The sequence below is a fragment of the Streptomyces sp. NPDC004838 genome, from assembly GCF_053600955.1.
In genome coordinates this window covers 1-21,940 of the sequence record NZ_JBSGAW010000049.1, presented here as the reverse complement: position 1 = coordinate 21,940, position 21,940 = coordinate 1, and the positions used below count along the sequence as shown (strand labels likewise).

The window sequence follows — 21,940 nt, the reverse complement described above, 5'->3', positions numbered from 1 at the left end:
GTACGCGGCCTGGCTGGGTGCGGGGATGTGTGTCCCGTCGGTGGCCTGGGCTGTGAGCGTCGCGGGTGCCGGTGCGGGGTGGTCGGTGGCCGGGGGCGGTGTGGTGGGGGTCGTCGGGTTGCTGGTCGCACACGTGCGGGCCGGGAGGGAGGCCGCTGCCCGTACCGCCGAGCGGGACGCGTGGAGCGCGCGGACCGAGGCGGAGGTGGCGCAGGTGCGGTCGCAGTGCTGGGAGTGGCTGAGGCGGTTCAAGTCGGTGACGGCGCAGGGGCGTACGGATTTCGCCGGGGTGCTGCACGCGGTGGGCGAGGGGCGGGTGCCCGTGGTACGCGCCGCCCCGCCTGCCGTGGGCGTTCCCGGTGATCCGTTCCATGCGATGGAGCTGCTGCTGGCGCAGGCGTGGCAGGAGGCCGCCGCGGAGGTGGCGGCGACGGCCCGCAGGAGGCGGGACGCGGGTGAGGATGTGATCGGCAGTGTCGCGCCGCGCTTGAAAGGCTTGGTGCTGCGGGCTTTGGGGGTGCTGGACGATCTGGAGCGGGACACCGAGGACCCGGATCTGCTCGGCGGCCTCTTCCGTGTCGATCACGTGACCACGCTGGTCCGCCGCTATACCGAGTCTCTGCTGGTGCTGGGCGGCCGTCCGCTGCCCGCCGGTCGGGCGCCGGTGCTGGTCTCGACCGCGCTGCGGGCGGCGATCGCACAGACCGAGGACTTCAGCCGGGCCCGCGCCACCTGGCATCCCGATGCCGTCGCGATCGCGCCCCATGCCGGGCCCGCCGTGGTGCACCTCCTCACGGAGCTGATCGGCAACGCGCTGTGCTTCAGCGAGCACCAGGTGCTGGTGACCGCGCGGCCGGTCGCGGCGGGACACGTGATCGAGATCGAGGACCGCGGGCTGGGCATGCTGCCCGAGCGGCTGGAGTGGTCGAACCGGCTGCTGGAACACCCCGAAGCGACCGACGTACGCGATCAGTTGGCGGACGGACGGATCGGGCTGCTCGTCACGGCCATGCTCGCGCAGCAGCACGGCATCCGCGTCGAGCTGCGCGGCAACTTGTTCGGCGGTACGAGTGCCGTGGTGGTTGTGCCGCACCGGCTCCTGGTCCCTGTTCAGGTCCCGGTACGGGGACCGGCGGAAGAGACCGTCACCGGTTCCGGGGAGATGGCGGCCATAGTGTCCGGCCGTCCCACGGGCGACCCCGACCACCCGGACCATTCGGACGCCCCGGACCACCCGGGCCGCTCGGACGGCCGGGACGGCTACCGAAGCCCGGAGCCAGGGTCGGAGCCGCCGCCCCGTCACGACCCCGCCCCGGTCGGAGTGGCGGCGGGTGCTGTCCGCCCGCACGGCGGGGAATCCGCATCCCGGCCTGTGCTGCCTCAGCGCCTCCGTGGTGCGGCGTCGGACGGTACCGCCCACGACCGGCCCATGGAGGCCGGGGCGGAGCCGGGGCCCGCGAGCCCGGGGCTGGCGGGCGCGTTCAGCGCGGGACTGCGCGCCGGTACGGACGGCCCGACGCCCGCCTGACCCGCCGGAACCCGACCGCATCTGATGGCCCAGCCACCCCCTCACCCCGTCCGGCCCCCGGACGGGAAGAAGAACGGAGAGACACCATGCGACGTCGAGCCGACGAACTCGCCGACGAACTCAGCAGCCTGGGCTGGCTCCTGGAAGGCTTCGTCACCAAGACCGCGGGCGTCGAGTGGGCGGTGCTGGCGACTCGGGACGGTATCGCCCGCTGCTACCACGGGCTCCTGCACGACCATGCGGACCTCATCGGCGCACTCGCGTGCGGACTCCACTCCCTGGGGGAATCCGCCCCCGACGTACTCGGGGCCTCCGGCCGGATCCGGCAGGCGGTCCTCGAACACGACCGGTGCGTCCTCTTCGTCATCGGCTCGGGCAAGGGCACCCTGCTGGCCGTCAAGGCCGCCTCCAGCGCCGACCCCGGAGTCATCGGCCACGAGATGGGACAGCTCGCCAAAAGCGTCGGGGACCACCTGGCCACACCCGACCGGCAGCCGTCCGACACCAAGGCCCTGCGGTGAGGCCCGTGCGGTGGAGCCACGCGACGGACCCGGAGGTTCGCCCGTACGGACTGACCGGCGGCCGGACCGCCCCGCGGCTGAGCCTGCGCCTGGAGTCCCGCGTACGGACCGTGGGCCCGCCGCCCGACGGGCTCGCGCCGGAGCACGAGACGGCCGTCCGCCTGTGCCGGGGCACCGGCACCTCGATCGCCGAGGTCGCCGCCCGGCTCCGCCTGCCCGCCCAGGTCACCAAAATCATCGCGTCCGATCTCATCGACCGCGGCGTCCTCGACCTCCCCACCCCCACCGTCGTCGATCCCAGAGACCCTCAGCTCCTGGAGGCGCTTCTTGTCCACCTCGAACGGCTCTGACGCCTCTGACGCCCCTCCGGACGCCCCGGTCGCGAAGATCGTCATCGCGGGCGGATTCGGCGCGGGCAAGACCACCCTGGTCGGGGCCGTCAGCGAGATCACCCCGCTCCGTACCGAGGAGACCGTCTCCCGGGCCAGTTCCGTAACGGACGACCTGTCCGGTGTCGCGGGCAAGACCACCACCACCGTGACCATGGACTTCGGCCGGATCACCTTCCGCGACCCCGGCATGGTCCTCTTCCTGTTCGGCATGCCCGGCCAGGAACGGTTCCGCCACACCTGGCACCTCCTGTCGGAGGGCGCGGTCGGCGCGGTGGTCCTGGCCGACACGCGCCGCCTCGCCGACTGCTTCACCGCTGTGGAGCACTGCGAGACCAGCGGGCTCCCGTTCGTCGTCGCCGTCAACGAGTTCGACAGCGCGCACCGGTACGCCGAGGGCGAGATCCGTACCGCCCTCGACCTCCCCGGCCACGTGCCGGTCCTGAACTGCGACGTCCGCAAGGCCCACTCCGCCGCCACTGTCCTCGTCGGCCTCGTCCGCCACGCCCAGACCCTCGCCACCGCCGGAGCCGACCAGTGACCTCCACCCCTGCCGAGCGGGCCCGCCACATCGCGGACCTCGGCCTCAGTCTCGCCCCCGTGCCTCTCCTCGACGCCCTCGCCGCCGACATCGCTGCGGACCTCAACACCCCCTACGCCATGGTCAATCTGATCACCGACCGCCAGCACTTCGCCGGTCTGCACACACCGCCCGCCAGGAGCGACCTGCCGCCGGTCGGCCGGACGATGCGCCTGGAACACGGCTACTGCCCGGCGCTGATCGAACGGCGTACTGCCCTGGTCCTGCCCGACGTCTACGGAGTGGCCCGCTTCGCCAGCAACCCCGTCGTCGACCAGGTCGGCATCCGCTCCTACGCCGGCGCGCCCCTGATCGACCCCGAGACCGGCATGGTGCTCGGAACCGTCTGCGCCGTCGGCATCGGACCACGCCCGGCCGCGACCGCCCGCGACGCCCTCCGGCTGATCAAGCACCACCGCGACCGCGTATGGCAGACCCTCGCGTCCATGGCCGGATGACTCCACCCGTACACAACAGCAGAAGAGGGGGACGAGATTCATGCCGACCGAATTCCTGACGGACCATCACTACGAACTGCGCCAGCGGGTGCGCGCGTTCGCCGAGGCCGAGGTCGCACCACGGGCCGAGGCGATGGACGAGAGCGGCGCCGTGGAGCACGGGCTGGCCCGTCTGATCGCCGATCAGGGCTGGATCGGTGTCACGATCCCTTCCGGCTACGGGGGCATGGACGCCGGGCATGTGGCGAAGACGGTCATCGTCCACGAGTTGTCGAGGACGAGTGCGGCGGCGGGGGCGATCGCGCAGGCGTCCATGCTCGCCACCGCGGGCCTGATCCACCTCGGCAGCCCGGAGCAGCGGGAGACGTGGCTTCCTGCGGTCGCGGACGGCACGGTGCTGCCGACGATCGCCGTCACCGAGGAGGAGTCCGGCGGCCACGTCCTCGGCATGCGCTCCACCGCCCGGAAGGTCGGCAAGAAGTGGTGGCAGCTGACCGGCCGGAAGGTCCACATCGGCAACGCGCACGTCGGCCACCTGCACACGGTGGTGGCCCGGACCGGCGACGGCCCCGGCGGGCTGACCGCGTTCCTGGTCGAGCACGACCGCCCCGGACTCACCCTCCCCGAGCACCGGCCCGCGATGGGCCTGCGCGGATTCAGCACCGGCAACCTGCACCTCGACAACGTGCGCATACCCGCCGCGAACATCCTCGGCGGCACCGGCGGCGGGCTGGCGTACGCGTACTCCTCCAGCATCCTCTACGGCCGCCCCAACCTCACCGCCGTCGCCCTCGGCATCCTCGACGCCGCCCTCCACGACACCACCGCCTTCGCCGCCGAGCGGCACCGGTACGGGAAACCGCTCGCCGACCTGCCCGCCGTCCGCTCCAAGACCGCCCGCATGGAAGCAGCCGCCCGCACCGCCCGCCTCACCGCCTACCACGCCGTCCACCGCCTCGACCGGGGCGAGGCATGCGACACGGACCTGATCCACGCCAAGCTCACCGCCGTCGACGCGGCGATCGACGTCACCCGTCTCGCCCTCGACGTCCACGGCGCGACCGGCCTGCGGCTGCCGGTCAACCGTCACTACCGCGACGCCCCCTGCCTCAACCCACCCGCAGGCACCGCCGACATCCAGCTCCACCGCCTCGCCGAACACACCCTCGGACCCCACCGACCGGACTGGTCCACCCGATACGCCACACCCCACCCGAACACCGCCGCTCCCGCCGTCTGACCCGGCACGCGACGTCTCCACACCGGTGCGCGGGCCGCGCCGCCGCCCGCGAACCGGACCCTCAACCCTCACCCACCCGTCAGGACCCGCACCATGCCCCAGAACCCCAACGACCCCTGGCCGCCGGCACCCCTGCCGCCAGTGACCTCCGCCCGCCTCTACAACGCCTGCCAGGGCGGCAAAGACGCCTACGAAAGCGACCACGACACCGCCGCCCGCATCACCGCCCTCGGACTCGACCCCCAACTCATCGCCGCCCAGAACCGCCGATTCCACAACCGGACAGTCCGCCACTGCACCCGCGAACTCGGCATCAGCCAAGTCCTCGACATCGGATGCGGACTGCCCGCCCAGACCGGCCCCGACACCCACGACATCGTCGAGAACGCCCACCCCGACACCTCACGCGTGCTCTACATCGACCACGACCCCGTCGTCGTCGCCCACGCCCGCGCCCTCCTGCGCGGCAACCGGCCCGACGCCACCACAGCCACCCGAGCAGACCTCCGCCACCCCGACCAGATCCTGCGCACCGCCCGCGACCACCTCGACCTCACCCGCCCCGTCCTGCTGCTGCTGACCGCCGTCCTCGACTGCCTCCCCCACGAGGACGGCCCCCACGGCCTGGTCCGCACCCTGGTGAGCGCCCTCCCTCCGGGCAGCGCGATCGTCATCAGTCACGTCACCGACGACTTCGCGCCGGAGACCATGCGCCGCGCGGAAGCACTCCTCGCCGACCAGGCCCTCCAGACCCGTACCCGCCCCTACGACGACATCACCTCGTTCTTCGACGGGCTCACCCTGGTCGAGCCCGGCCTGGTCCCGGTCCACCAGTGGCACCAACCCGACCCCGACATGACGACCATCCCCGCCGACCGGATCCACACCTACGGCGGCATCGGCCTCACCCCATGACCGCCCACCGCATGACCACCCGGCCCGCAACCGTTCCGTACATCACCGCCTGGAGCCGCGAACTCCCCCTGCCCGGCGGCCTGACCGCCCGCCCCGCCACCGGCCTCGCCTACCACAACGAGACCGCCCCCGACCGCGACGACGACGGCGCCCTATGGCTGCGCATCAACCACGACCCCACCGGCACCCCCGAATTCCGGCGCGTCCACCCCACCCGCCAGGCCCACACCATGCGCAACCTCCTCTGCCAGATCTGCCGCACACCCGCCGACCGCAACGAACACGGATACCTCTTCCTCCTCCCCAACCACACCACCGACTGGGACGGCTGGCCCGAGAACATGATCAACACCCACCCGCCCCTATGCACGGGACCCTGCATCGAAGCCGCCGCCCACTGCCCCCACCTCACCCGAGGCATCGCCATCCGCGTCCGCAAACCCCTCCTCCACGGCATCCACGGCACCCGCTACCACCTCACCCCCACCGGCCACCTACAACCAACCGGCCAAACCACCATCAGCTACGACAACCCCACACTCCCCTGGACCCTCGCCCACCAACTGACCCGCCAACTCAACCACTGCACCACCGACCCCGACACCACCACCCGACTCCGCAGGGCCGCCCGTGAGAACCCCACAACGGGGACACCGCCATGACCCGCCCCCACCGGTCCCCCTGACCGGCGACCGCCGACCTGGAGACCTGGAGACCTGATGATGGGAACCTTCATGACGTACGACAGCGACACCTACGGTGACCGCACTGCGGACGCGTACGACGCGCTGTACAGCGACTTCGTGCCGCCCATCACGCAGATCCGATTACCGGCCGAGTTGGCGGCCGCCGCGCCCCTTGCCCGGGGGTGCGGCGGCCGTGGTCTGTCATCGGTTCCGGTGTACCGCCTGGGCCGCGAGATCGCGGCAGAAGACCCCGAAGTCGAGGCCCGCCTCCGCGATCGTCATCGGGTAGGTGCTGGTCCCTGTCATTCCGGGAGCGACATTCGTCTCCAGGACGACGACGTCCCCGGCCTCCGTGACGATCGCGTCCGTGCGCGACAGGTCCAGCAGCCCCAGCGCCTCATGGGCGGCGACGGCCACCCGTGCGGCCTCCCGCGCCACCTCGGCGGGCAGAGGGGCCGGACAGTGGAACTCGACAGCGCCGGACCCTACGCGGCGGAGCCGCCGGAGGAACGGCCCCGCGAGCCGCCGCCGGTCCGGCCCGCCGATGCGGTGGAGCGGCGCGTACGGCCCGATCCGCCGCGTCGGCGGCGCGAGGACCCGGAGCCCGGCGCGGCCTGCTTCCGGGCGGGCGTGGGCGCGGGTGCGGTGATCGTCACGGGGATGCCCGACGGCTTCCGCGCTCCGGTGATCCGGGTCAGTTCGGCTTCGCCGGAGCCGACCTTGCTGGTCCGCGGGGTGATCCCGGCGTCCGCCATCAGACCGGCGACCGCGTGGCGCTGGTGCGGCAGGACGAGGGTGACGACGCTGCCGGACTCTCCGGCCCGCGCGGTGCGTCCGCCTCGGTGCAGATAGTCCTTGGGGTCGCTCGGCGGGTCGACGTTGACGACGAGGTCGAGATCGTCGACGTGGATGCCGCGGGCGGCGACGTTCGTGGCGACGAGGACCGTGACATGGCCCTCCTTGAACTGTGTCAGCGTACGGGTGCGCTGCGGCTGGGACTTGCCCCCGTGCAGCGCCGAGGCGCGTACCCCGCTCTTCAGCAGATGCTTGGTGAGCCGGTCCACGGCGTGCTTGGTGTCCAGGAACATGATCACGCGTCCGTCACGGGCGGCGATCTCCGTCGTCGTGGCGCTCTTGTCCGCGTCCCGGATGTGCAGGACGTGGTGTTCCATCGTCGTCACGGCCGCCGCGGCGGGGTCGACCGAGTGGATGACGGGGTCGTTCAGATAGCGGCGTACGAGCGTGTCGACGTTGCGGTCGAGGGTGGCCGAGAAGAGCAGCCGCTGGCCGTCGGTCCGCACCAGGTCGATCAGCGCGGTGATCTGCGGCATGAACCCCATGTCGGCCATCTGGTCGGCCTCGTCCAGGACGGTGATGGCGACGCGGTCCAGCCGGCAGTCGCCCCGGTCGACGAGGTCCCTGAGCCGGCCGGGCGTGGCGATGACGACTTCGGTCCCGGTGCGCAGCGCACTGGCCTGGCGTCCTATCGGCATACCGCCGACGACCGTGGCCAGCCGCAGCGACAGGGCGCGGGCGTAGGGGGTGAGGGCGTCGGTGACCTGCTGGGCGAGTTCCCGGGTGGGGACGAGCACGACGGCGAGCGGGTGCCGGGGCTCGGCGCGCTGCCCGGCGGTACGGGCGAGCATGGCGAGTCCAAAGGCGAGCGTCTTGCCGGAGCCGGTACGGCCGCGCCCCAGGACGTCCCGGCCGGCCAGCGAGTTCGGCAGCGTCGCCGCCTGGATCGGGAACGGGACGGTCACGCCGTTGGCCGTGAGCGCCGCGAGGAGCGGCGCGGGCATGTCCAGCTCGGTGAAGTCGGTCACAGCGGGCAGCGAAGGGGTCCGGGAGACCGGCACGGCGAACTCCCTCGGGAGCCCGCCGGAGCGGCCGCCGCCCGACGCGCGGGAATTCCGGGAATTCTCAGAGCGCTGCCGGTTCTTCGTACGGCCCTGGGCCCCGCCGCTCTTTCCGCCGCTGGTGGCGCCTGTGCGGGTGGTGCGGCGATTCGAACGGGACGCGCCTGCCGTGCCTGCCGCACCGGCGGTGCGCTCGGAGCGGTCGGTGCGGTCGGTGCGGTTACGGGATGTGCGGTTCATGCTGACCTTCCTCGTGAGCGACGCGTACGAGGAATCCTCGACCCGGCGGCCCGGCAGGCCACGGGGAGAATCGCAAGAACGAGTCGTATGAGATATCGGGCGAATCCGTCGGCAATGGCGTCTCCGGCGTGTGCGCGGCGGGAATTCGCCACGGATAACAACCCGCGAGGACCAGTGAGAAGAGCGGCGAAATACGGCGGAACCGCAGCCGAACTCATGGTGAACTTCGCGTGCCGGACGTGTGAGCGCCGGGGAGACGACAGGGGGACGGATCGCCGCGTACGGGACCGGCGCGGCGCGCCGGTATCACCGGACGTCGCTCGGCGAGAGGCGGCCGAGCAGATCACACAACACAAATGCCGGGGCCCGCACCCAAGGTGCGGGCCCCGGCATTCGCACGTTTCAGCCTCAGACGGGGACGATGTTCTCGGCCTGCGGGCCCTTCTGGCCCTGCGTGACGTCGAAGTTCACCTTCTGGCCCTCCTGCAGCTCACGGAAGCCCTGGGCGTTGATGTTCGAGTAGTGGGCGAAGACGTCCGGGCCGCCGCCCTCCTGCTCGATGAAGCCGAAGCCCTTTTCCGAGTTGAACCACTTCACGACGCCAGTAGCCATGTCTTTATCTCCATTCGGGGAATTAATGGACTCACACTGTGTGAGCCTCGCGTCGCCGCGATGATTGCCCCATCCGGAGAGACCCGGCAACACAAAGTGCTCCTACCGGTCGGAAAGACCGGCCGAAGCACTTGAAGGTTTGGGAACCACAACTGCAACTCGCGGCAACAGTATCACGGCGCTCCCAGCGGCGGGCGGAGATTCACGGCGCGACGCGCACGAGGGCCCACGAAAACACGTCCGGCACATCCGTTATTTCTTTCGTCGCCGCATGAGATAGCGCATGGCGCCGGAATCCTCGAGGAGCAGGTCCAAGAGGTCATACGGCTCAACGAGGAACCGCGCCGCCGCGAGGGGCTGACCACCGGACGAGTCGGCCGGGCCGCCCGCGCCGGGGAGCGGGCGTCGGGAAGCGCGCGTCAGGGAGCACGTGCCGGGGAGCACGTGCCGGGGAGCCGTCATCCGGTCCGCGTGCCCGCGCGGCCCGCGATATGGGCCGGCACGGTGATGCCGTCCCTGAGATCCGCATCGGGTTCGGCCGCGCCGAAGGACGTCACCATGGGCAGGGTGCCGGCCCAGATCTCCAGTTCCGCGTCGGGCCCGTCGCCGTCGTCGGGCCCGCCGGCACGGACCTTGACGGAGGCTTCCTCCAGGGAGAGGGCGAGCAGCGTGGTGGCCGCGAGTTCCTTCCGGTTCGGCAGGCGTGCGTACCCCCACTGGCCGGGGGTGGCCTGCTCGGTCAGACAGCGCAGACCGGCGAGCTTCTCCTCCGGGTCGGCGACGAGCCGGGGCGTGCCGTAGATCATGGCGCTGCGGTAGTTGACGCCGTGCTCGAACACGGACCGGGCGAGCACCAGGCCGTCCACATGCGTCACCGTGACGCACACCTCGGCCGCCGGCGCGGCCACGAGACTCCGGCTCGCCACCGAGCCGTGGAAGTACAGGTTCGTCCCGTCGCTCCCGTACACGGTCGGCACGACCATAGGATGCCCGTCGACGACCACGCCGAAGTGGCACATGAACCCCGCGCCGAGAATCGCGTCGAGGACCGCACGATCGGTGCTTCCCTGCGCACGCAGCCGACGGTGACGGGTGCGGGAGTTGGTGGGCAGGGTGTGCGGCAGGGGGCTCTGTGTCACATCGGGCTCTTTCAAGGTCCTCTTGCTCCTCTGTCGTCACACGAGTACGTTTCCCGCGCATTCATACCCCCTCAAACTATCGATATCGTTGGATTGACGCCATAGATTTGCCGAATACGTCGCTGTATCTGGTTTGGACAACGGAATCCGTTTCCGCATGGCCCAGGCCCGTCCGGCGCCTCCCTCCGCGAGCGGGACCAGAGGGGACGAGCGGGGCGGCTGGGACGCTCGAAGTTCGCGACCGTCGCCGCGCATGGGGAGACCGTCGACAGCACGCTCCATCCCGTCGCCCGCTCCGGCGGCCGACAGCCGCCCAGGGCCCGCCCCCATTCACCGAGACGGCCCATGAGATTTGCCCCTACACTCCTGAACCACCCTTGAAACGGCGGGAGTTGCGGTATGGGACACGATGAGCGCGCGGTGGACCGGATCGACACGGGGCGCGCGCATTCAGCGCGTGTCTACGACTACATCCTCGGCGGGAAGGACCACTACCCCGTCGACGTGCAGGCGGGTGACGCCATGGTCGCCGGGTGGCCCTCCCTTCCGGTGAGCATGCGTCAGAACCGGCTGTTCATGAACCGCGTGGTTCGGTACCTCGCGCGGGAGGCCGGGATCCGCCAGTTCCTCGACATCGGCACCGGACTGCCGACCTCGCCCAATCTGCACGAGGTCGTCCAGCAGGAACGCCCGGACGCCGCCGTCGTGTACGTCGACAACGACCCCATCGTCCTCGCCCACGCCGAAGCACTGCTCACCAGCTCGCCCGAAGGCCGAACCGCGTACGTGGACGCCGACATGCGCGACCCGGACTCCATCCTCGAATCCGACGCTTTCAAAGAACTGCTGAACCTGCGGGAGCCCGTGGCGCTCACGGTCATCGCGATGCTGCACTTCATCCGGCCGCCCGACGACCACCCCCTGGTACGGGCGCTGCTGGACCGACTCCCGTCCGGGAGCTATCTCGCCATCTCCACAGCGACCGCCGACTTCGCGCCCGAGGAGTTCGCCCGGGTGGTCACCGAGTACGAGAGCAGAGGCATTCCCATGGTGCCGCGCGACCGTGAGCAGGTCGGGGCGTTCTTCGACGGCCTGGAACTGGTCGAGCCGGGGCTGACGCAGGTGCATCGCTGGCGGCCCACCGAGGCGCAGGCCGCCGTCGACAACAGCCAGGTCGCCATGTACGGAGCCGTGGGCCGCAAGCCGTGAGCCGTGGGCCGTGGGCCGTAAGCGCGCTTCCCACGGCGAAGGGCCAGGTCGAAGACCTGGCCCCGCGTTCGGTGCACCGGCTGACCAGGACACCGCTCGATCAGGCCATCGCTCGACCAGGTCGTCGCCCGGTCGCGTCGCGGCCCGGTCGCCTCATGTCAGCCGGTTGACGGCGCGTCGCTCGCGTAGGCCACGAACCGGGCCCATGACGCGGTGCGCAGCACGAGGGCCGGGCCCCGGTCCTGTTTGGAGTCGCGGACGCCGACACGGTCGGTCAGGTCCGCGATCTCGACACAGCTGTTGCCCGCGCCACTGCTGTAGGAAGACTTGAACCAGGCGCTTTCGGGGGCCACCTCGGTGGCCGGAATGTGAGTGTTGATGACTCCGCTACCTTTTTGCTAGTTCCTTCAGGAATCCGATGGCGTCCACGGCCTCATGGGCCACGGAGGCCATCGCGTCGAGCCGGCGAGAGCCACCGATGAGCGAGAACCGGTCAGCCGCTCGGGGCTTGTCAGTCGTCGAAATCGCACCCCTGGGGTTGTCGGGCCGGAACGCGGGTCGGCGGCTCGCCGGGAGCAAGGATCGCGAAATCGCGGCCCGCCCGGCTACCGCGCCCGAAAAACACCGTGCGTATTGAGACATGAGCGCTGCGCACCCGTCCGACGCGCCTCCACCCGCCGATTCCGCGCCATCACGCCACCCCTGACCGGAATCCGCTCTACCACTTCATCCGGAATGCCCCGAAGGCGTACGGGTTCATCCCACACCCGTACCGCCGGAATCCAGTCCATGCACGTTTCGGCGTTCACGTTTGATTAATTCAGTGGCCGAATTCATGACAGGAAGCCGTCCTTTGATGAGAGCCCTCTCATGCGACGGGATCCGAAGGAGGCCGTAAATCACCCTCGGTCGGAGGGCCCATCCGGCCGGGACCCCCTCGGCTCGGCCGCCTTTCGGCGGCTTCGGCGGCCTTCATCGGGCGTCCACGGCCGTCTGCGGCCGTCTGCGGCCGTCCTGATGCTCGGTTGACGGTTCCGGCGACGGTTCCGGCGACTGTTCGGTTGGCCGTTCCGTCGGCCGTTCTTCCGCCGGCCGTTCGGTTGGCCGGTCTGTCGGCCGCTCGGTCGGCCGCTCGGTCGGTTGTCAGCGGCTGTCAGCGGCTGTCAGCGGCGACGAGTACGCGGTCGCGTTCGCGCACGTACCCGTGCCCGCGCAGCCGGTAACTGTCGCCCTTGAGGGTGAGCACCTCGGCATGGTGGGCGAGGCGGTCGATCAGGGCGAGGGTGACGGGGGTGTCGCCGAGGACATCGGTCCACTCGGCGAGGGGCTTGTCACTGGTGACGATGACCGACGCCCGCTCGTAGCGGTGGGAGATGAGCCGGAACAGCAGATTCGTGGCTTCGGGCTCGAAGGGGACGTACCCGATCTCGTCGATGATCAGGAGGTCGTAGCGGTCGAGGTCGGCCAGTTCCTCCGTCAGCCTCCCGGCCTCGTCGGCCGCGGCGAGTTGCTTCACCCACGCGGTCGCCGTGGCGAACCGGACCTCGTGACCCGCCTGGCACGCACGCATGCCCAGGGCGATCGCCAGATGCGTCTTGCCGGTGCCGGGCGAGCCGAGGAAGACCGCGTTCCCATGGGCGGGGACGAAGTCCGCCGTGCCGAGCCGGGTGACGGTGTCCCAGTCGACGAACCTCTGGTGATCGGCGTCGAACTCCTCCAGCGCCTTACGGGCGGGGAAGCCCGCCTCGCGGATGCGGGCCTCGACCCCGGAGGTCTCACGGGTGCCGCGCGCACCTCGGGCAGCGCGGGCAGCGCGCGCGTCCTGCGCGGGGAACATCTCCCGCAGCATGGTGGGGCCGGTCGCGTCCTCGTCGTCCACGAACCCCTCCGGCGGGGTGGGACGCGACCCCGGACCGGGGGTGCCGTGGGGGTGGTGGCCGAGCGACTCCATCGGGCCCGACATATACGCGAGGATCGCCGCCGAGAGGATGAACGCCATGTGGATGACGGTCCCCCACAGCAACGAGTGGTGGGAGGTGTGGTCGACGTCCACGAACATCTGGAGCAGATGGACCGAGGAGATGCCCACGATCGCCGTGGCCAGTTTCACCTTCAGCACATTGGAGTTGACGTGCGACAGCCACTCGGGCTGGTCCCGGTGTCCCTGGAGACCGATGCGTGACACGAAGGTCTCGTACCCCCCGACGATCACCATGATCAGGAGGTTCGCGATCATCACCACGTCGACGAGCTTCAGCACGGCGAGCATCACATAGGTCTCGTTCGCCTGACCGCTGACGACTTTCAGCACCAGATGCAGCAGCTCGTTGAAGAACTTGTAGACGTAGACCCCTTGGGCCGCGACCAGGCCGAAGTACAGCGGGGCCTGAAGCCAGCGGGTGGCGAACAGCGCGTATCCGAGGGACGGAGCGGCGTAGCTCCTGAAGTCCGGCTTTGGCGACGCGGGCATGGCGTGACCGAGCAACAGGATCTCCCGAGAGTGGTTCGGTGGCGGCGGGCGCGAGACGCGCGTACACGCTTTCAACGGCCGGAACCGGCAGGCGTCACGGACATGGGCCTCGCCGTGACGGTGCACGGTGCACCGATGGCGGCCGGTTCACCCGGACAACCCGCCGTCCGCGCGCGGTCCGGAGAGCCCGGACGACAGGAATACGACATGGCTGCGGCATGAATCCTGCTTGAGTCCGGCACGCCTCCGGCGTACATCCGGCATGCGTCCGGCATGAATTTCCGGGTCGGCTCCGGAACGGCTCCGGCACGTAGTCAGGTTGACGGTCCGGCAATCCACCGCCCCGGACGCGCTTTGTACAACCCGGCCCTCGGTGTGCAGGCCATCCACACGGCCGAAGTACCGCTATACAGTGGCTATATCATCCGACTTGAATGACTTTAGGGGGTCTGTCATGGCTCTGTTCGGAAACGCTCACCCGATCGATCCGGGGGCCGCGGCACGGGACTATGCGCGTCTGCTCGCTCAGGGGGAGCAGGTGTTCGCCGCGTATCTGCTGATCCGCGACACGATTCTCCTCACCGACCGCAGGCTGCTGCTCATCGACAAGCAGGGGCTCACGGGCAAGAAGGTGGAGTACCACTCCGTCCCGTACCGGAGCATCACGCACTTCGCGGTGGAGACGGCCGGAACGTTCGACCTCGACGCGGAGCTGAAGATCTGGATCTCGGGGAATCCCGTCCCGCTGCAGAAGACGTTCAGCAAGGGCGTCGACATCTATGAAATGCAGGCGATCCTCACCCAGTTCGTGGCCCGGTAGCCGCTCCCCGTCCGGCTCCCGGTGCCCAAGGCGTCGCCGTCGTTCCCGGCCGGACCGCTCCGGCACCGCCCGTCCGGACGACGGACAGCTGGGTGGGGCCTCCGCACACGGCAACCACATGGGGCCAGCCGGGTGGAACGGCCGGACGGAGCGAGCCGAGCCGGGGGCGAGCCGAGCCCTGGGGCGTACGACAGTCGCGGGGCCGGGTCCCCGTGCGACGGAGCCACGGCCTCGGGTCACCCGTTCCCCCGCACCGGCGTGCCCCCGCCGCCGATCCGGCCTTGAATGCGGAGTGTCCGAGGTGAACTCCTCCGGGTAGGGAAAGCGGCGCGAGAGGCAGGCGGCGCCCAGAGGAAGCGCCCTCCGTCCCGGCTCCGCCCTGTGGGCGAGCGCCCGTCCGCGCGGGAGTAACGCATGTCCATGACGCCACCCCGGAGCGGCTCCGGCGCGGCGGGGCCGCGCAAGGGCGTGCTGCGCCGGACCGGTGAGTGGTGTGCGCGGCGGTGGCTGGTCGTCATCCTGCTGTGGCTGGCGGCCCTCGCCGTACTCCAGGTCCTGCACCTCTCCTACGGCGGCGAGTACTCCGACGACTTCTCCCTCCCCGGCACTCAGTCGCAGAACGGCCTCGACGTACTCCAGGCGCATGAGCCGGCCGGGGGCGGATACAGCAGTCAGGTGGTGCTGCACGACCCGAACAAACCGCTCAGCCAGGAGAGCGGGCGGGTCGCGGCGGTCGTCGGCGATCTCCAGTCGCTGCCCGGCGTGCTCTCCGCGCAGAATCCGCTGACCGTGCCGCCCGTCCCCGCCGGCGTCCCGAACGTCGGTCCGCTCTCCGCCGACGGGAAGACCGCGTACATCACCGTCTGGCTCGGCGGGCAGCCGTCCGGGCTGGGGCCGGAGTTCTTCCACGGCGTGGACTCGGCGGTCGAGCCGCTGCGGGCCGCGGGCGTCGAGGTCGAGTACGGCGGCATCCTCGGCGAACTCGACCAGCCCGAGCCCAACGACCGGCCCAGCGAGGTCATCGGGTTCACGGTCGCCGTCCTGGTGCTGCTGATCGGATTCGGCAGTGTGATCGCGGCCGTGCTGCCCCTGGTGACCGCGTTGATCTGCGTCGTCGGCGGGATCGCGCTGCTCGGGCTGCTGGCCGCCGCCTTCACCTTCGCCACCGTCTCGCCGACCCTCGCCACGATGATCGGGCTCGGCGTCGGCATCGACTACGCGCTGTTCCTGATCACCCGGCACCGGCAGAACCTGATGAACGGCGAGGATCCGGTGGCCGCCGCCGGAAGGGCCACGGCCACCAGCGGGCACGCCGTCCTGCTCTCCGGATGCACCGTGATCATCGCCCTCACCGGTCTGTGGGTCTCCGGGATCGGCCTCATCGGCAAGCTCGGTCTCGCCGCCGCCGTCACCGTCGTCACGGCCGTGCTCGGCACGCTCACCCTCGTACCGGCCGCCCTGGGATCGATCGGGCGGCGCGTCGACCGGCTGCGGGTACGGACCCCGGTCGCCGAGACCGAAGCGGAACCCGGCGAGGTGGTGCGGGGCGGCTGGCACCGGTACGCCCAGCGGGTCGAGCGCCGGCCGTGGTGGTATCTGGCCGCCGGAGTGGTCGTGCTGGCGGTCCTCGCGTTCCCGGTCTTCTTCATCCAGCTCGGCCATATCGGCGACGGCGCGGACCCCGAGTCGTTCACCGCCCGGCGCGCCTTCGACCTCATGTCATCGGCCTTCGGGCCCGGTTCGAACGGCCCGCTCACGCTCGTCGTCGACCAGTCGTCCGTACCGTCGGCGGACCGGCCCGCGCTCGCCGCGCGGCTCCAGACGGTGCTGACCGGTGTGCCGGACGCCGCGTTCATCACCCCGCTGGAGCCCACGCCGGACGGTGACGTCCTCGTCGGCACGGCGTACTCGGTCGCCGCGCCCCAGGACGGGAAGACCACCGGCCTCGTCAAGCGGCTGATGGACGAGACCCTGCCCCAGGCGGTGTCCGGCACCGGCGCGAGCACCTATGTGACCGGTACGACCGCCGCCCAGGTCGACTTCCTCGGCATCGTCTCCCAACGGCTGCCGCTGATCATCGCCGTCGTCGTGGGGCTCGCCTTCCTCGTGATCCTGGTCGTGTTCCGCGGGCTGCTCGTCGCCGTGAAGGCGGCCGTGCTCAATGTGCTGTCGATCGCGGCCTCGTACGGCGTCGTCGTGGCCGTGTTCCAGTGGGGCTGGGGCGGACCGGCGCTCGGGGTATCCGGCAAGGTGCCGATCGAGAGCTATGTGCCGATGATGATGTTCGCCATCGTCTTCGGGCTGAGCATGGACTACGAGATCTTCCTGCTGTCCCGGATCCACGAGGCGTGGCGGCGGACCGGGGACGCCAGGGCGAGTGTGGCGCACGCCCTGGAGATCACCGCGCGAGTCATCACCTGTGCCGCGCTGATCATGGTCAGCGTCTTCGCCGCGTTCATCATCAGCGATGACACCGTGGTCAAGATGCTGGGCCTGGGGCTGGCGGCGAGCGTCCTGATCGACGCGACGGTCGTACGGCTGCTGCTGGTGCCCGCGGTGATGACCCTGCTCGACGAGTCGGCGTGGTGGACGCCGAAGTGGCTGGACCGGATCATGCCGCATCTGGCGGCGAAGGAGGGCTGAGGCGCGTGGGGGCGAGGGCGGGCGGCGTGGGCGGGGGCTTGAGGGCGGGGCGGGGGGCGCGGGGGCTGGGCGCGGTTGCCCTGGTGGGCGGCCCGCGCCCTCACCGTCGTATCGGTGGTGAGGGCGCGGGCCGGAGAGCGGAGAATCCGGACAGGGCAGGCAGAGCGTTCGGAGCGTTCGGAGCGTTCGGAACAGGGAGAGCAGAGAAAGCAGCAGGCGTCAGCGGGGAGTCGGGGGCAGGACGGGTCGGATCTCACCGGGACCGGGGGCGCCGGCGCGGCCGGTGATCTTCACGGTGAAGGGCGCTTCCGTAGCGGCCACCTGCGGACTCTCGCCGTCCGGCCCCTGTCGGCCGTGCGGACCTCGTCCGCCGTACGGGCCGGGGCCGCCCGTCCGGTCGGGGCCGTCGGGGAGACGGGCGTCGTCGGGCGGAGGGGCGATGCCGACCGGGCCGGGGCGATTGACAGGGCCTGGGCGGACGGCCGGGCCGGGGCGGTCGGTCGGGCCGGGGCCGTCCGTCGGCGACCCGGCCGAGTCGCCGATGTCGGCCCAGTAGCCGAGGGGCCACTGGGGACCCGCTCCGGGCCGCTGGAAATCCCGGAAGCCGATGAAGTTCCCGGACGGGTCGTACTCCTTGCGGTAGCTGAGGACGTAGTACGTGCGGCTCGTGTCCACAGGCACACGGACGCAGGCAGCGCCGGCGATCTCGTACAGCTGGCCGGTGTGCAGCTTGGGGCTCGCCGGGTCCAGCAGGCCATCGGCGTCGTTGAGGCCGGCCCGGAGTTCGGCCACGGCCGGAAGGCCGAGGACGCCGTTGTGGACCGCGCGGGCGAACTCTCCGGGCGACGCGCCCGCGTCGTAGATCGCCGCGAAGCCGCCACGGTCGTAGGGGATCGGCCGCTCCGCACGCGCCGGGCGGGGGGCGAACGGGCCGCCCGCCGTACCGGCGCCCACGCCGCCGCCCGTACCGGTGTCCACGCCGCCGCCCGCGTTGGTTTCCGCACCGGTTTGGACGCCACCGCCCGTACCGGCTTCCGCACCGGCGTCCGTACCGGCTCCGGCACCGGCGCTGGCACCGGCCTCAGCACCACGATTCACGCACAGGGACATGGTCCCCGGCGTCTTCACCGGATCGGCGGCGACGGCCGGGGAGAGCGGCGCGGCGAGGGACACCAGGGCCACACAGGACGCCAGGGTCAGCGACCGAGGCAACGCGCCGACCCGGCCACGACCGGGGCGGGGCCGTCGGACCTCGGTGTTCGTGTCCTCCGGTCTCACGGCCTCCGGTCTCACGGCCTCTGGTCTCGCCGCCACTGGTCTCGCGGCCTCCGGCGTCGCGCCCTCCGGTCTCGCGTCTTCGTACGCGGCCCTCCGGCCGCAGTAATTGAACATGGCACCATCAGACCGATAGCGTGTTCGGTAAATGCGCCACACACCGGGATAATTCATATATTCACCCGGTCATCCCACACGGGCTTCCCCTTTTGGCCGACGGCACGGGAGCACACGTGCCTCACCGGGTCGGCGTGCCGCCCGTCCCCCGTCACGCGTCACCGTCACCCGTCTGGCATCCGCGAGCGTGCGCGGCTCTTCGGCCCCTCCTTCACTGGGCGTACGACGCACGAAGAAGCCGGAGCCGGTCAGAGGAGGCGGGCGGTATGCGGAGTTCCTGGAAGCGCCCCGCCGTGTGCGCGGCGCTGACGGCGTTCCTGGCGACGGCCCTGGCCGCCGGCGCGGCCGGCTGCTCCAACGGCGGCGGCGGCACGTCGGGCGTCGCGTCCAAGGCCGCGTCCGCCGTCTCGTCCGTGGGCGCGCAGGCGACGGCGGCCATCGCGTCGGCCACCGCCGCCGCCGGCAGGAAGCTCAACGAGATCAAGAACGGAGTCGACGCCAAGGGCGAGGTGAAGCTCGGCGCGGCGGCGACGACCAGCGAGGGCTACGCCACGACGGAGTTCACGGTCCACAACACGGCCGATTCGCCGAAGTCCTTCGCCGTGCAGGTCAACTTCAAGGACAGCGGCGGCAAGCTGCTGGACACGGTCGTCGTCACCGTCTCGGACGTACCCGCCTCCCAGTCCAAGACAGCCACCGCCCGCAGCAATCGCAAGCTCTCCGGCGAGGTCAAGCCGGAGGTCGGTACGGCGCTCCGCTACTGAGCGGGCCCGCAGAGCAAGGTGAATTGGAGCCGATCCGTGGACGACTACCCTCTCCTCAACCTCTTCTGGACCATGCTCTGGTTCTTCCTCTGGGTCATGTGGCTGTTCCTGCTCTTCAAGATCATCAGCGACCTCCTCCGCGACCACTCCCTGAACGGCTGGGCCAAAGCGGGCTGGATGATCCTGGTGCTGCTGGTGCCCTTCCTGGGCGTGCTCCTCTACGTCATCTTCCGCGGCAGATCGATGGGCGAGCGCGAAATCCGCGCCGCCGAGGAGCGCGAGGCCGCGTTCTCGTCGTACATCCGCAAGACGGCGGGCACGGGCGGCGGTCACGCGGACCAACTGGCGAAACTGGCGGATCTGAAGGAGAAGGGCGCGATCAGCGACGAGGAGTTCCGGCAGGCGAAGGCGAAGATCCTGGCCTGATGAGGCGGGCTTCCCGGCGGGTCGGTGCCTGTCGGGACGGACTCTCCGCAGCCCGGACGAGTGCCGCCCGGACGCCGGAGCCGGCTAGTGCCAGTCCATGTGTCTGACGGTGTCGCACAGCTCGACGACGAGTTCGCCCGAGTCGAGATCCGTCGCGGGCACGGGACGGACCCTGGCGCCGACCCAGACCAGATGGGGCGCCGCCCCGACGACACGGCAGCGGAACATGAAGCCTTCGGGGAACCTGATCAGCGACTCATTGCGCGCGATCCGCGTGTATCGGTGCACGACGGACGACCGGATCACGACGCCCTCGCCGGTGCTGCGGGCGGGCTGCAGATCGCTCGACGCGCACACGGGACAGAGAAGCTTCCGGAAGGATGCGGTGCCGCACCAGCGGCACCGCTGATAGATCAGACCGGCGTCTTCCCGCACCTCGGGCACCGCGGCGATTCCGGACTGGGACATGGCACGACCCCCTGCACTCGGGACAGATGCGTCACGGAGTACGTTGACGCCTTCGCACCATATGACACTGAGTGCCGAGGTGTATAGGTACTGAGTGCCACAGCTTGGGGCCCCGACTGTTGTCGACTTCCGTCAACTCCCGCCGGCGGCTCGCAGCCGACGGCTGACAGCCGAAGACCGCCCCGTCGGGCACCCACCTCTGCCCCTGCCGCCCGCTGCCTGCCGCCTACTGCCCGCTGCCCGCTGCCCGCTGCCCGCTGCCCGCTGCCCGCGGAACTATCCGCCGCTCTCGTCGAGCACCGACTCGATTCCCTGCACCACGCGCCAGACAGGGGTGCCCTTCCGGGCGACCATGATGATGACCTCATCGTCCTCGGCGGCGGGGCCGGTCCGGTCGGCCCCCGTCTCCGCCGGGTCCGGCGCCGGATCGCCCCACACCTCCCGTACGAGTCCGAGGGCATGTTCGACCTCCGCCTCGATGTTCCCCTCGCCGCCCGAACGGAGCCACGACCGCAAGGCGTTGTTGTGCGCGGCGACCACGGCGGACGCGATCATCTCGGCGCGCAGCGCTCCGTCCGGGGCGTCCGGACGGCGGGCGCGGAGATGACCGGCGAAGGTGCGCTCGTAGCGGCGCACGACGGAGAGTTCGTACGTGCGCAGTCCCGGCACCTCACGGGTGAGGCGGTAGCGCTGTACGGAGAAGTCGGGCTTCGCCGTGTACATGCGCATCACGATCCGGGCCGCGTCGCACACCTCGTCCACCGGGTCGACCCCGGCACCGGAGGTACCGGTTCCGGAGCCGGGTCCGGGTCCGTGTCCGGAACCGGCGGGGTCGCCGCCGTCGCCGCGTCGCTTCGCCGCCAGGAACTCCGTCATCTCGGCGAGGCAGCTCTCGTGGTCGGGAAAGACCGCGTCCTCCTTCGACGGGAAGTAGCGGAAGAACGAACGGCGCCCGACCCCCGCCCGTGCCACGATGTCATCCACGGTGGTCTGTTCGTAGCCCCGCTCCAGGAAGAGCTGGAAGGCGGCCTCGGCGAGCGCCTCCCGCATGGGCACCTTGACGGCCCGGCCCGTCCTGCCCGGCCGTCCCGCCCCCGCGGCCCGGCCGGGCAGGACGGTTCGACCGTCCGCCGTGGGGCCGGAGTCCGGCTTGCGTCGCCTGCGCGCCTCAGTCATGCCGGGAACGTAACACCGGAGCACCCATTTTGGCACTGCGTACCTTTACAGAGGGTACTTAGTGCCATAGGCTCATGGGACAAACCCTCCAATCCGTAGGAGAGCCGGCGTGAGTCTGAGGATTGTTGTCTGTGTGAAGTTTGTGCCTGATGCGACGGGTGATCGGGGGTTCGCGGGTGATCTGACGGTGGACCGGGGTGAGGTGGACGGTCTGCTGTCGGAGCTGGACGAGTATGCGGTGGAGCAGGCGCTGCGGATCGCGGAGGGGGTGGAGGGGTCCGAGGTCACGGTGGTGACGGTGGGTCCCGAGGATGCGAGGGACGCGTTGCGGAAGGCGTTGTCGATGGGGGCGGACCGGGCGGTGCATGTGGAGGACGACGCGCTGCACGGTTCGGATGTGATGGGGAC

23 protein-coding genes are annotated in these 21,940 nt (G+C 70.6%); 14 read left to right on the top strand and 9 right to left on the bottom strand.

What is annotated here, in order from left to right:
- Positions 1-40: 40 nt before the first annotated feature.
- From ACWEFL_RS34610 to ACWEFL_RS34575, 8 genes are all read left to right on the top strand, one after another.
- On the top strand, positions 41-1,528 hold the full coding sequence (locus tag ACWEFL_RS34610; protein WP_451720785.1) for an ATP-binding protein: 1,488 nt from the start codon (positions 41-43) through the stop codon (positions 1,526-1,528).
- An 86-nt stretch (positions 1,529-1,614) separates the two neighbouring features.
- The gene (locus ACWEFL_RS34605; RefSeq protein ID WP_451720783.1) at positions 1,615-2,049 is read left to right on the top strand and encodes a roadblock/LC7 domain-containing protein; all 435 of its coding nucleotides are present in this window, start codon (positions 1,615-1,617) and stop codon (positions 2,047-2,049) included.
- A 5-nt stretch (positions 2,050-2,054) separates the two neighbouring features.
- Entirely contained in the window at positions 2,055-2,399 is a 345-nt protein-coding gene (locus tag ACWEFL_RS34600) for a DUF742 domain-containing protein (protein ID WP_451720781.1), read from the top strand.
- Complete coding sequence (locus tag ACWEFL_RS34595; protein ID WP_451720779.1) at positions 2,377-2,979, top strand: GTP-binding protein; 603 nt, start codon at positions 2,377-2,379, stop codon at positions 2,977-2,979. The genes ACWEFL_RS34600 and ACWEFL_RS34595 overlap by 23 nt, the downstream gene beginning before the upstream one ends.
- Positions 2,976-3,476: a GAF domain-containing protein gene (locus tag ACWEFL_RS34590; protein WP_451720777.1), complete on the top strand. Its 501-nt coding sequence runs from the start codon at positions 2,976-2,978 to the stop codon at positions 3,474-3,476. The genes ACWEFL_RS34595 and ACWEFL_RS34590 overlap by 4 nt, the downstream gene beginning before the upstream one ends.
- 40 nt (positions 3,477-3,516) lie before the next feature.
- Positions 3,517-4,716 carry an acyl-CoA dehydrogenase family protein gene (locus tag ACWEFL_RS34585; protein WP_451720775.1) on the top strand — a complete coding sequence of 400 codons (1,200 nt, stop codon included), beginning with the start codon at positions 3,517-3,519 and terminating at the stop codon, positions 4,714-4,716.
- A gap of 93 nt (positions 4,717-4,809) precedes the next feature.
- A complete protein-coding gene (locus ACWEFL_RS34580; RefSeq protein WP_451720773.1) occupies positions 4,810-5,631 on the top strand; it encodes an SAM-dependent methyltransferase in 822 nt (273 codons plus the stop codon).
- Positions 5,628-6,293 (top strand): hypothetical protein, encoded by a 666-nt coding sequence (locus tag ACWEFL_RS34575; protein WP_451720771.1) that lies wholly within the window; start codon positions 5,628-5,630, stop codon positions 6,291-6,293. The genes ACWEFL_RS34580 and ACWEFL_RS34575 overlap by 4 nt, the downstream gene beginning before the upstream one ends.
- A gap of 225 nt (positions 6,294-6,518) precedes the next feature.
- Here the strand turns inward: ACWEFL_RS34575 and ACWEFL_RS34570 are convergent, their stop codons facing one another.
- The 4 genes from ACWEFL_RS34570 to ACWEFL_RS34555 form a co-directional block, all read right to left on the bottom strand.
- Positions 6,519-6,734: a hypothetical protein gene (locus tag ACWEFL_RS34570; protein WP_451720769.1), complete on the bottom strand. Its 216-nt coding sequence runs from the start codon at positions 6,732-6,734 to the stop codon at positions 6,519-6,521.
- Positions 6,735-6,802: 68 nt separating this feature from the next.
- Positions 6,803-8,413, bottom strand: a complete 1,611-nt coding sequence (locus ACWEFL_RS34565) for a DEAD/DEAH box helicase (RefSeq protein ID WP_451720767.1) — start codon at positions 8,411-8,413, stop codon at positions 6,803-6,805.
- 408 nt (positions 8,414-8,821) lie between these two features.
- Complete coding sequence (locus ACWEFL_RS34560; protein ID WP_451720765.1) at positions 8,822-9,025, bottom strand: cold-shock protein; 204 nt, start codon at positions 9,023-9,025, stop codon at positions 8,822-8,824.
- Between the two features lie 458 nt (positions 9,026-9,483).
- Positions 9,484-10,164, bottom strand: coding sequence for a pyridoxamine 5'-phosphate oxidase family protein (locus tag ACWEFL_RS34555; protein ID WP_451720763.1), 681 nt, complete (start codon positions 10,162-10,164; stop codon positions 9,484-9,486).
- A 399-nt stretch (positions 10,165-10,563) separates the two neighbouring features.
- Between ACWEFL_RS34555 and ACWEFL_RS34550 the strand changes: the two genes are divergently transcribed.
- Positions 10,564-11,373 carry an SAM-dependent methyltransferase gene (locus tag ACWEFL_RS34550; protein ID WP_451720761.1) on the top strand — a complete coding sequence of 270 codons (810 nt, stop codon included), beginning with the start codon at positions 10,564-10,566 and terminating at the stop codon, positions 11,371-11,373.
- Between the two features lie 158 nt (positions 11,374-11,531).
- Here ACWEFL_RS34550 and ACWEFL_RS34545 read toward each other — a convergent pair whose 3' ends face one another.
- A complete protein-coding gene (locus tag ACWEFL_RS34545; RefSeq protein WP_451720759.1) occupies positions 11,532-11,726 on the bottom strand; it encodes a DUF397 domain-containing protein in 195 nt (64 codons plus the stop codon).
- 800 nt (positions 11,727-12,526) lie between these two features.
- Positions 12,527-13,843: an IS21-like element helper ATPase IstB gene (gene istB, locus ACWEFL_RS34540; protein ID WP_451720757.1), complete on the bottom strand. Its 1,317-nt coding sequence runs from the start codon at positions 13,841-13,843 to the stop codon at positions 12,527-12,529.
- Between the two features lie 454 nt (positions 13,844-14,297).
- Between istB and ACWEFL_RS34535 the strand changes: the two genes are divergently transcribed.
- Together ACWEFL_RS34535 and ACWEFL_RS34530 are read left to right on the top strand one after the other, a co-directional pair.
- A complete protein-coding gene (locus ACWEFL_RS34535; RefSeq protein WP_451720755.1) occupies positions 14,298-14,663 on the top strand; it encodes a PH domain-containing protein in 366 nt (121 codons plus the stop codon).
- 414 nt (positions 14,664-15,077) lie between these two features.
- Positions 15,078-17,306, top strand: coding sequence for an MMPL family transporter (locus ACWEFL_RS34530; RefSeq protein WP_451720753.1), 2,229 nt, complete (start codon positions 15,078-15,080; stop codon positions 17,304-17,306).
- 219 nt (positions 17,307-17,525) lie between these two features.
- On the opposite strand, the gene ACWEFL_RS34525 is transcribed toward ACWEFL_RS34530, so the two are convergent.
- Positions 17,526-18,584, bottom strand: a complete 1,059-nt coding sequence (locus ACWEFL_RS34525; RefSeq protein ID WP_451720751.1) for a hypothetical protein — start codon at positions 18,582-18,584, stop codon at positions 17,526-17,528.
- 380 nt (positions 18,585-18,964) lie between these two features.
- Between ACWEFL_RS34525 and ACWEFL_RS34520 the strand changes: the two genes are divergently transcribed.
- Positions 18,965-19,462: a hypothetical protein gene (locus tag ACWEFL_RS34520; RefSeq protein WP_451720749.1), complete on the top strand. Its 498-nt coding sequence runs from the start codon at positions 18,965-18,967 to the stop codon at positions 19,460-19,462.
- A 36-nt stretch (positions 19,463-19,498) separates the two neighbouring features.
- Complete coding sequence (locus ACWEFL_RS34515; protein WP_451720747.1) at positions 19,499-19,888, top strand: SHOCT domain-containing protein; 390 nt, start codon at positions 19,499-19,501, stop codon at positions 19,886-19,888.
- Between the two features lie 84 nt (positions 19,889-19,972).
- Here ACWEFL_RS34515 and ACWEFL_RS34510 read toward each other — a convergent pair whose 3' ends face one another.
- On the bottom strand, positions 19,973-20,356 hold the full coding sequence (locus ACWEFL_RS34510; RefSeq protein WP_451720745.1) for a Zn-ribbon domain-containing OB-fold protein: 384 nt from the start codon (positions 20,354-20,356) through the stop codon (positions 19,973-19,975).
- 276 nt (positions 20,357-20,632) lie between these two features.
- Complete coding sequence (locus tag ACWEFL_RS34505) at positions 20,633-21,406, bottom strand: TetR family transcriptional regulator (protein WP_451720799.1); 774 nt, start codon at positions 21,404-21,406, stop codon at positions 20,633-20,635.
- Positions 21,407-21,641: 235 nt separating this feature from the next.
- On the opposite strand from ACWEFL_RS34505, the gene ACWEFL_RS34500 reads away from it, so the two are divergent.
- On the top strand, positions 21,642-21,940 hold a 299-nt coding region (locus tag ACWEFL_RS34500), incomplete at its 3' end, for an electron transfer flavoprotein subunit beta/FixA family protein (RefSeq protein WP_451720743.1).

Bases quoted from the DNA above. Each gene is read 5' to 3' on its own strand.
- ACWEFL_RS34605 (WP_451720783.1), top strand. From the start codon at position 1,615: ATGCGACGTCGAGCCGACGAACTCGCCGACGAACTCAGCAGCCTGGGC.
- ACWEFL_RS34585 (WP_451720775.1), top strand. From the start codon at position 3,517: ATGCCGACCGAATTCCTGACGGACCATCACTACGAACTGCGCCAGCGG.
- ACWEFL_RS34580 (WP_451720773.1), top strand. From the start codon at position 4,810: ATGCCCCAGAACCCCAACGACCCCTGGCCGCCGGCACCCCTGCCGCCA.
- ACWEFL_RS34575 (WP_451720771.1), top strand. From the start codon at position 5,628: ATGACCGCCCACCGCATGACCACCCGGCCCGCAACCGTTCCGTACATC.
- ACWEFL_RS34565 (WP_451720767.1), bottom strand. From the start codon at position 8,413: ATGAACCGCACATCCCGTAACCGCACCGACCGCACCGACCGCTCCGAG.
- ACWEFL_RS34560 (WP_451720765.1), bottom strand. From the start codon at position 9,025: ATGGCTACTGGCGTCGTGAAGTGGTTCAACTCGGAAAAGGGCTTCGGC.
- ACWEFL_RS34550 (WP_451720761.1), top strand. From the start codon at position 10,564: ATGGGACACGATGAGCGCGCGGTGGACCGGATCGACACGGGGCGCGCG.
- istB (WP_451720757.1), bottom strand. From the start codon at position 13,843: ATGCCCGCGTCGCCAAAGCCGGACTTCAGGAGCTACGCCGCTCCGTCC.
- ACWEFL_RS34535 (WP_451720755.1), top strand. From the start codon at position 14,298: ATGGCTCTGTTCGGAAACGCTCACCCGATCGATCCGGGGGCCGCGGCA.
- ACWEFL_RS34530 (WP_451720753.1), top strand. From the start codon at position 15,078: ATGTCCATGACGCCACCCCGGAGCGGCTCCGGCGCGGCGGGGCCGCGC.
- ACWEFL_RS34520 (WP_451720749.1), top strand. From the start codon at position 18,965: ATGCGGAGTTCCTGGAAGCGCCCCGCCGTGTGCGCGGCGCTGACGGCG.
- ACWEFL_RS34510 (WP_451720745.1), bottom strand. From the start codon at position 20,356: ATGTCCCAGTCCGGAATCGCCGCGGTGCCCGAGGTGCGGGAAGACGCC.
- ACWEFL_RS34505 (WP_451720799.1), bottom strand. From the start codon at position 21,406: ATGCGGGAGGCGCTCGCCGAGGCCGCCTTCCAGCTCTTCCTGGAGCGG.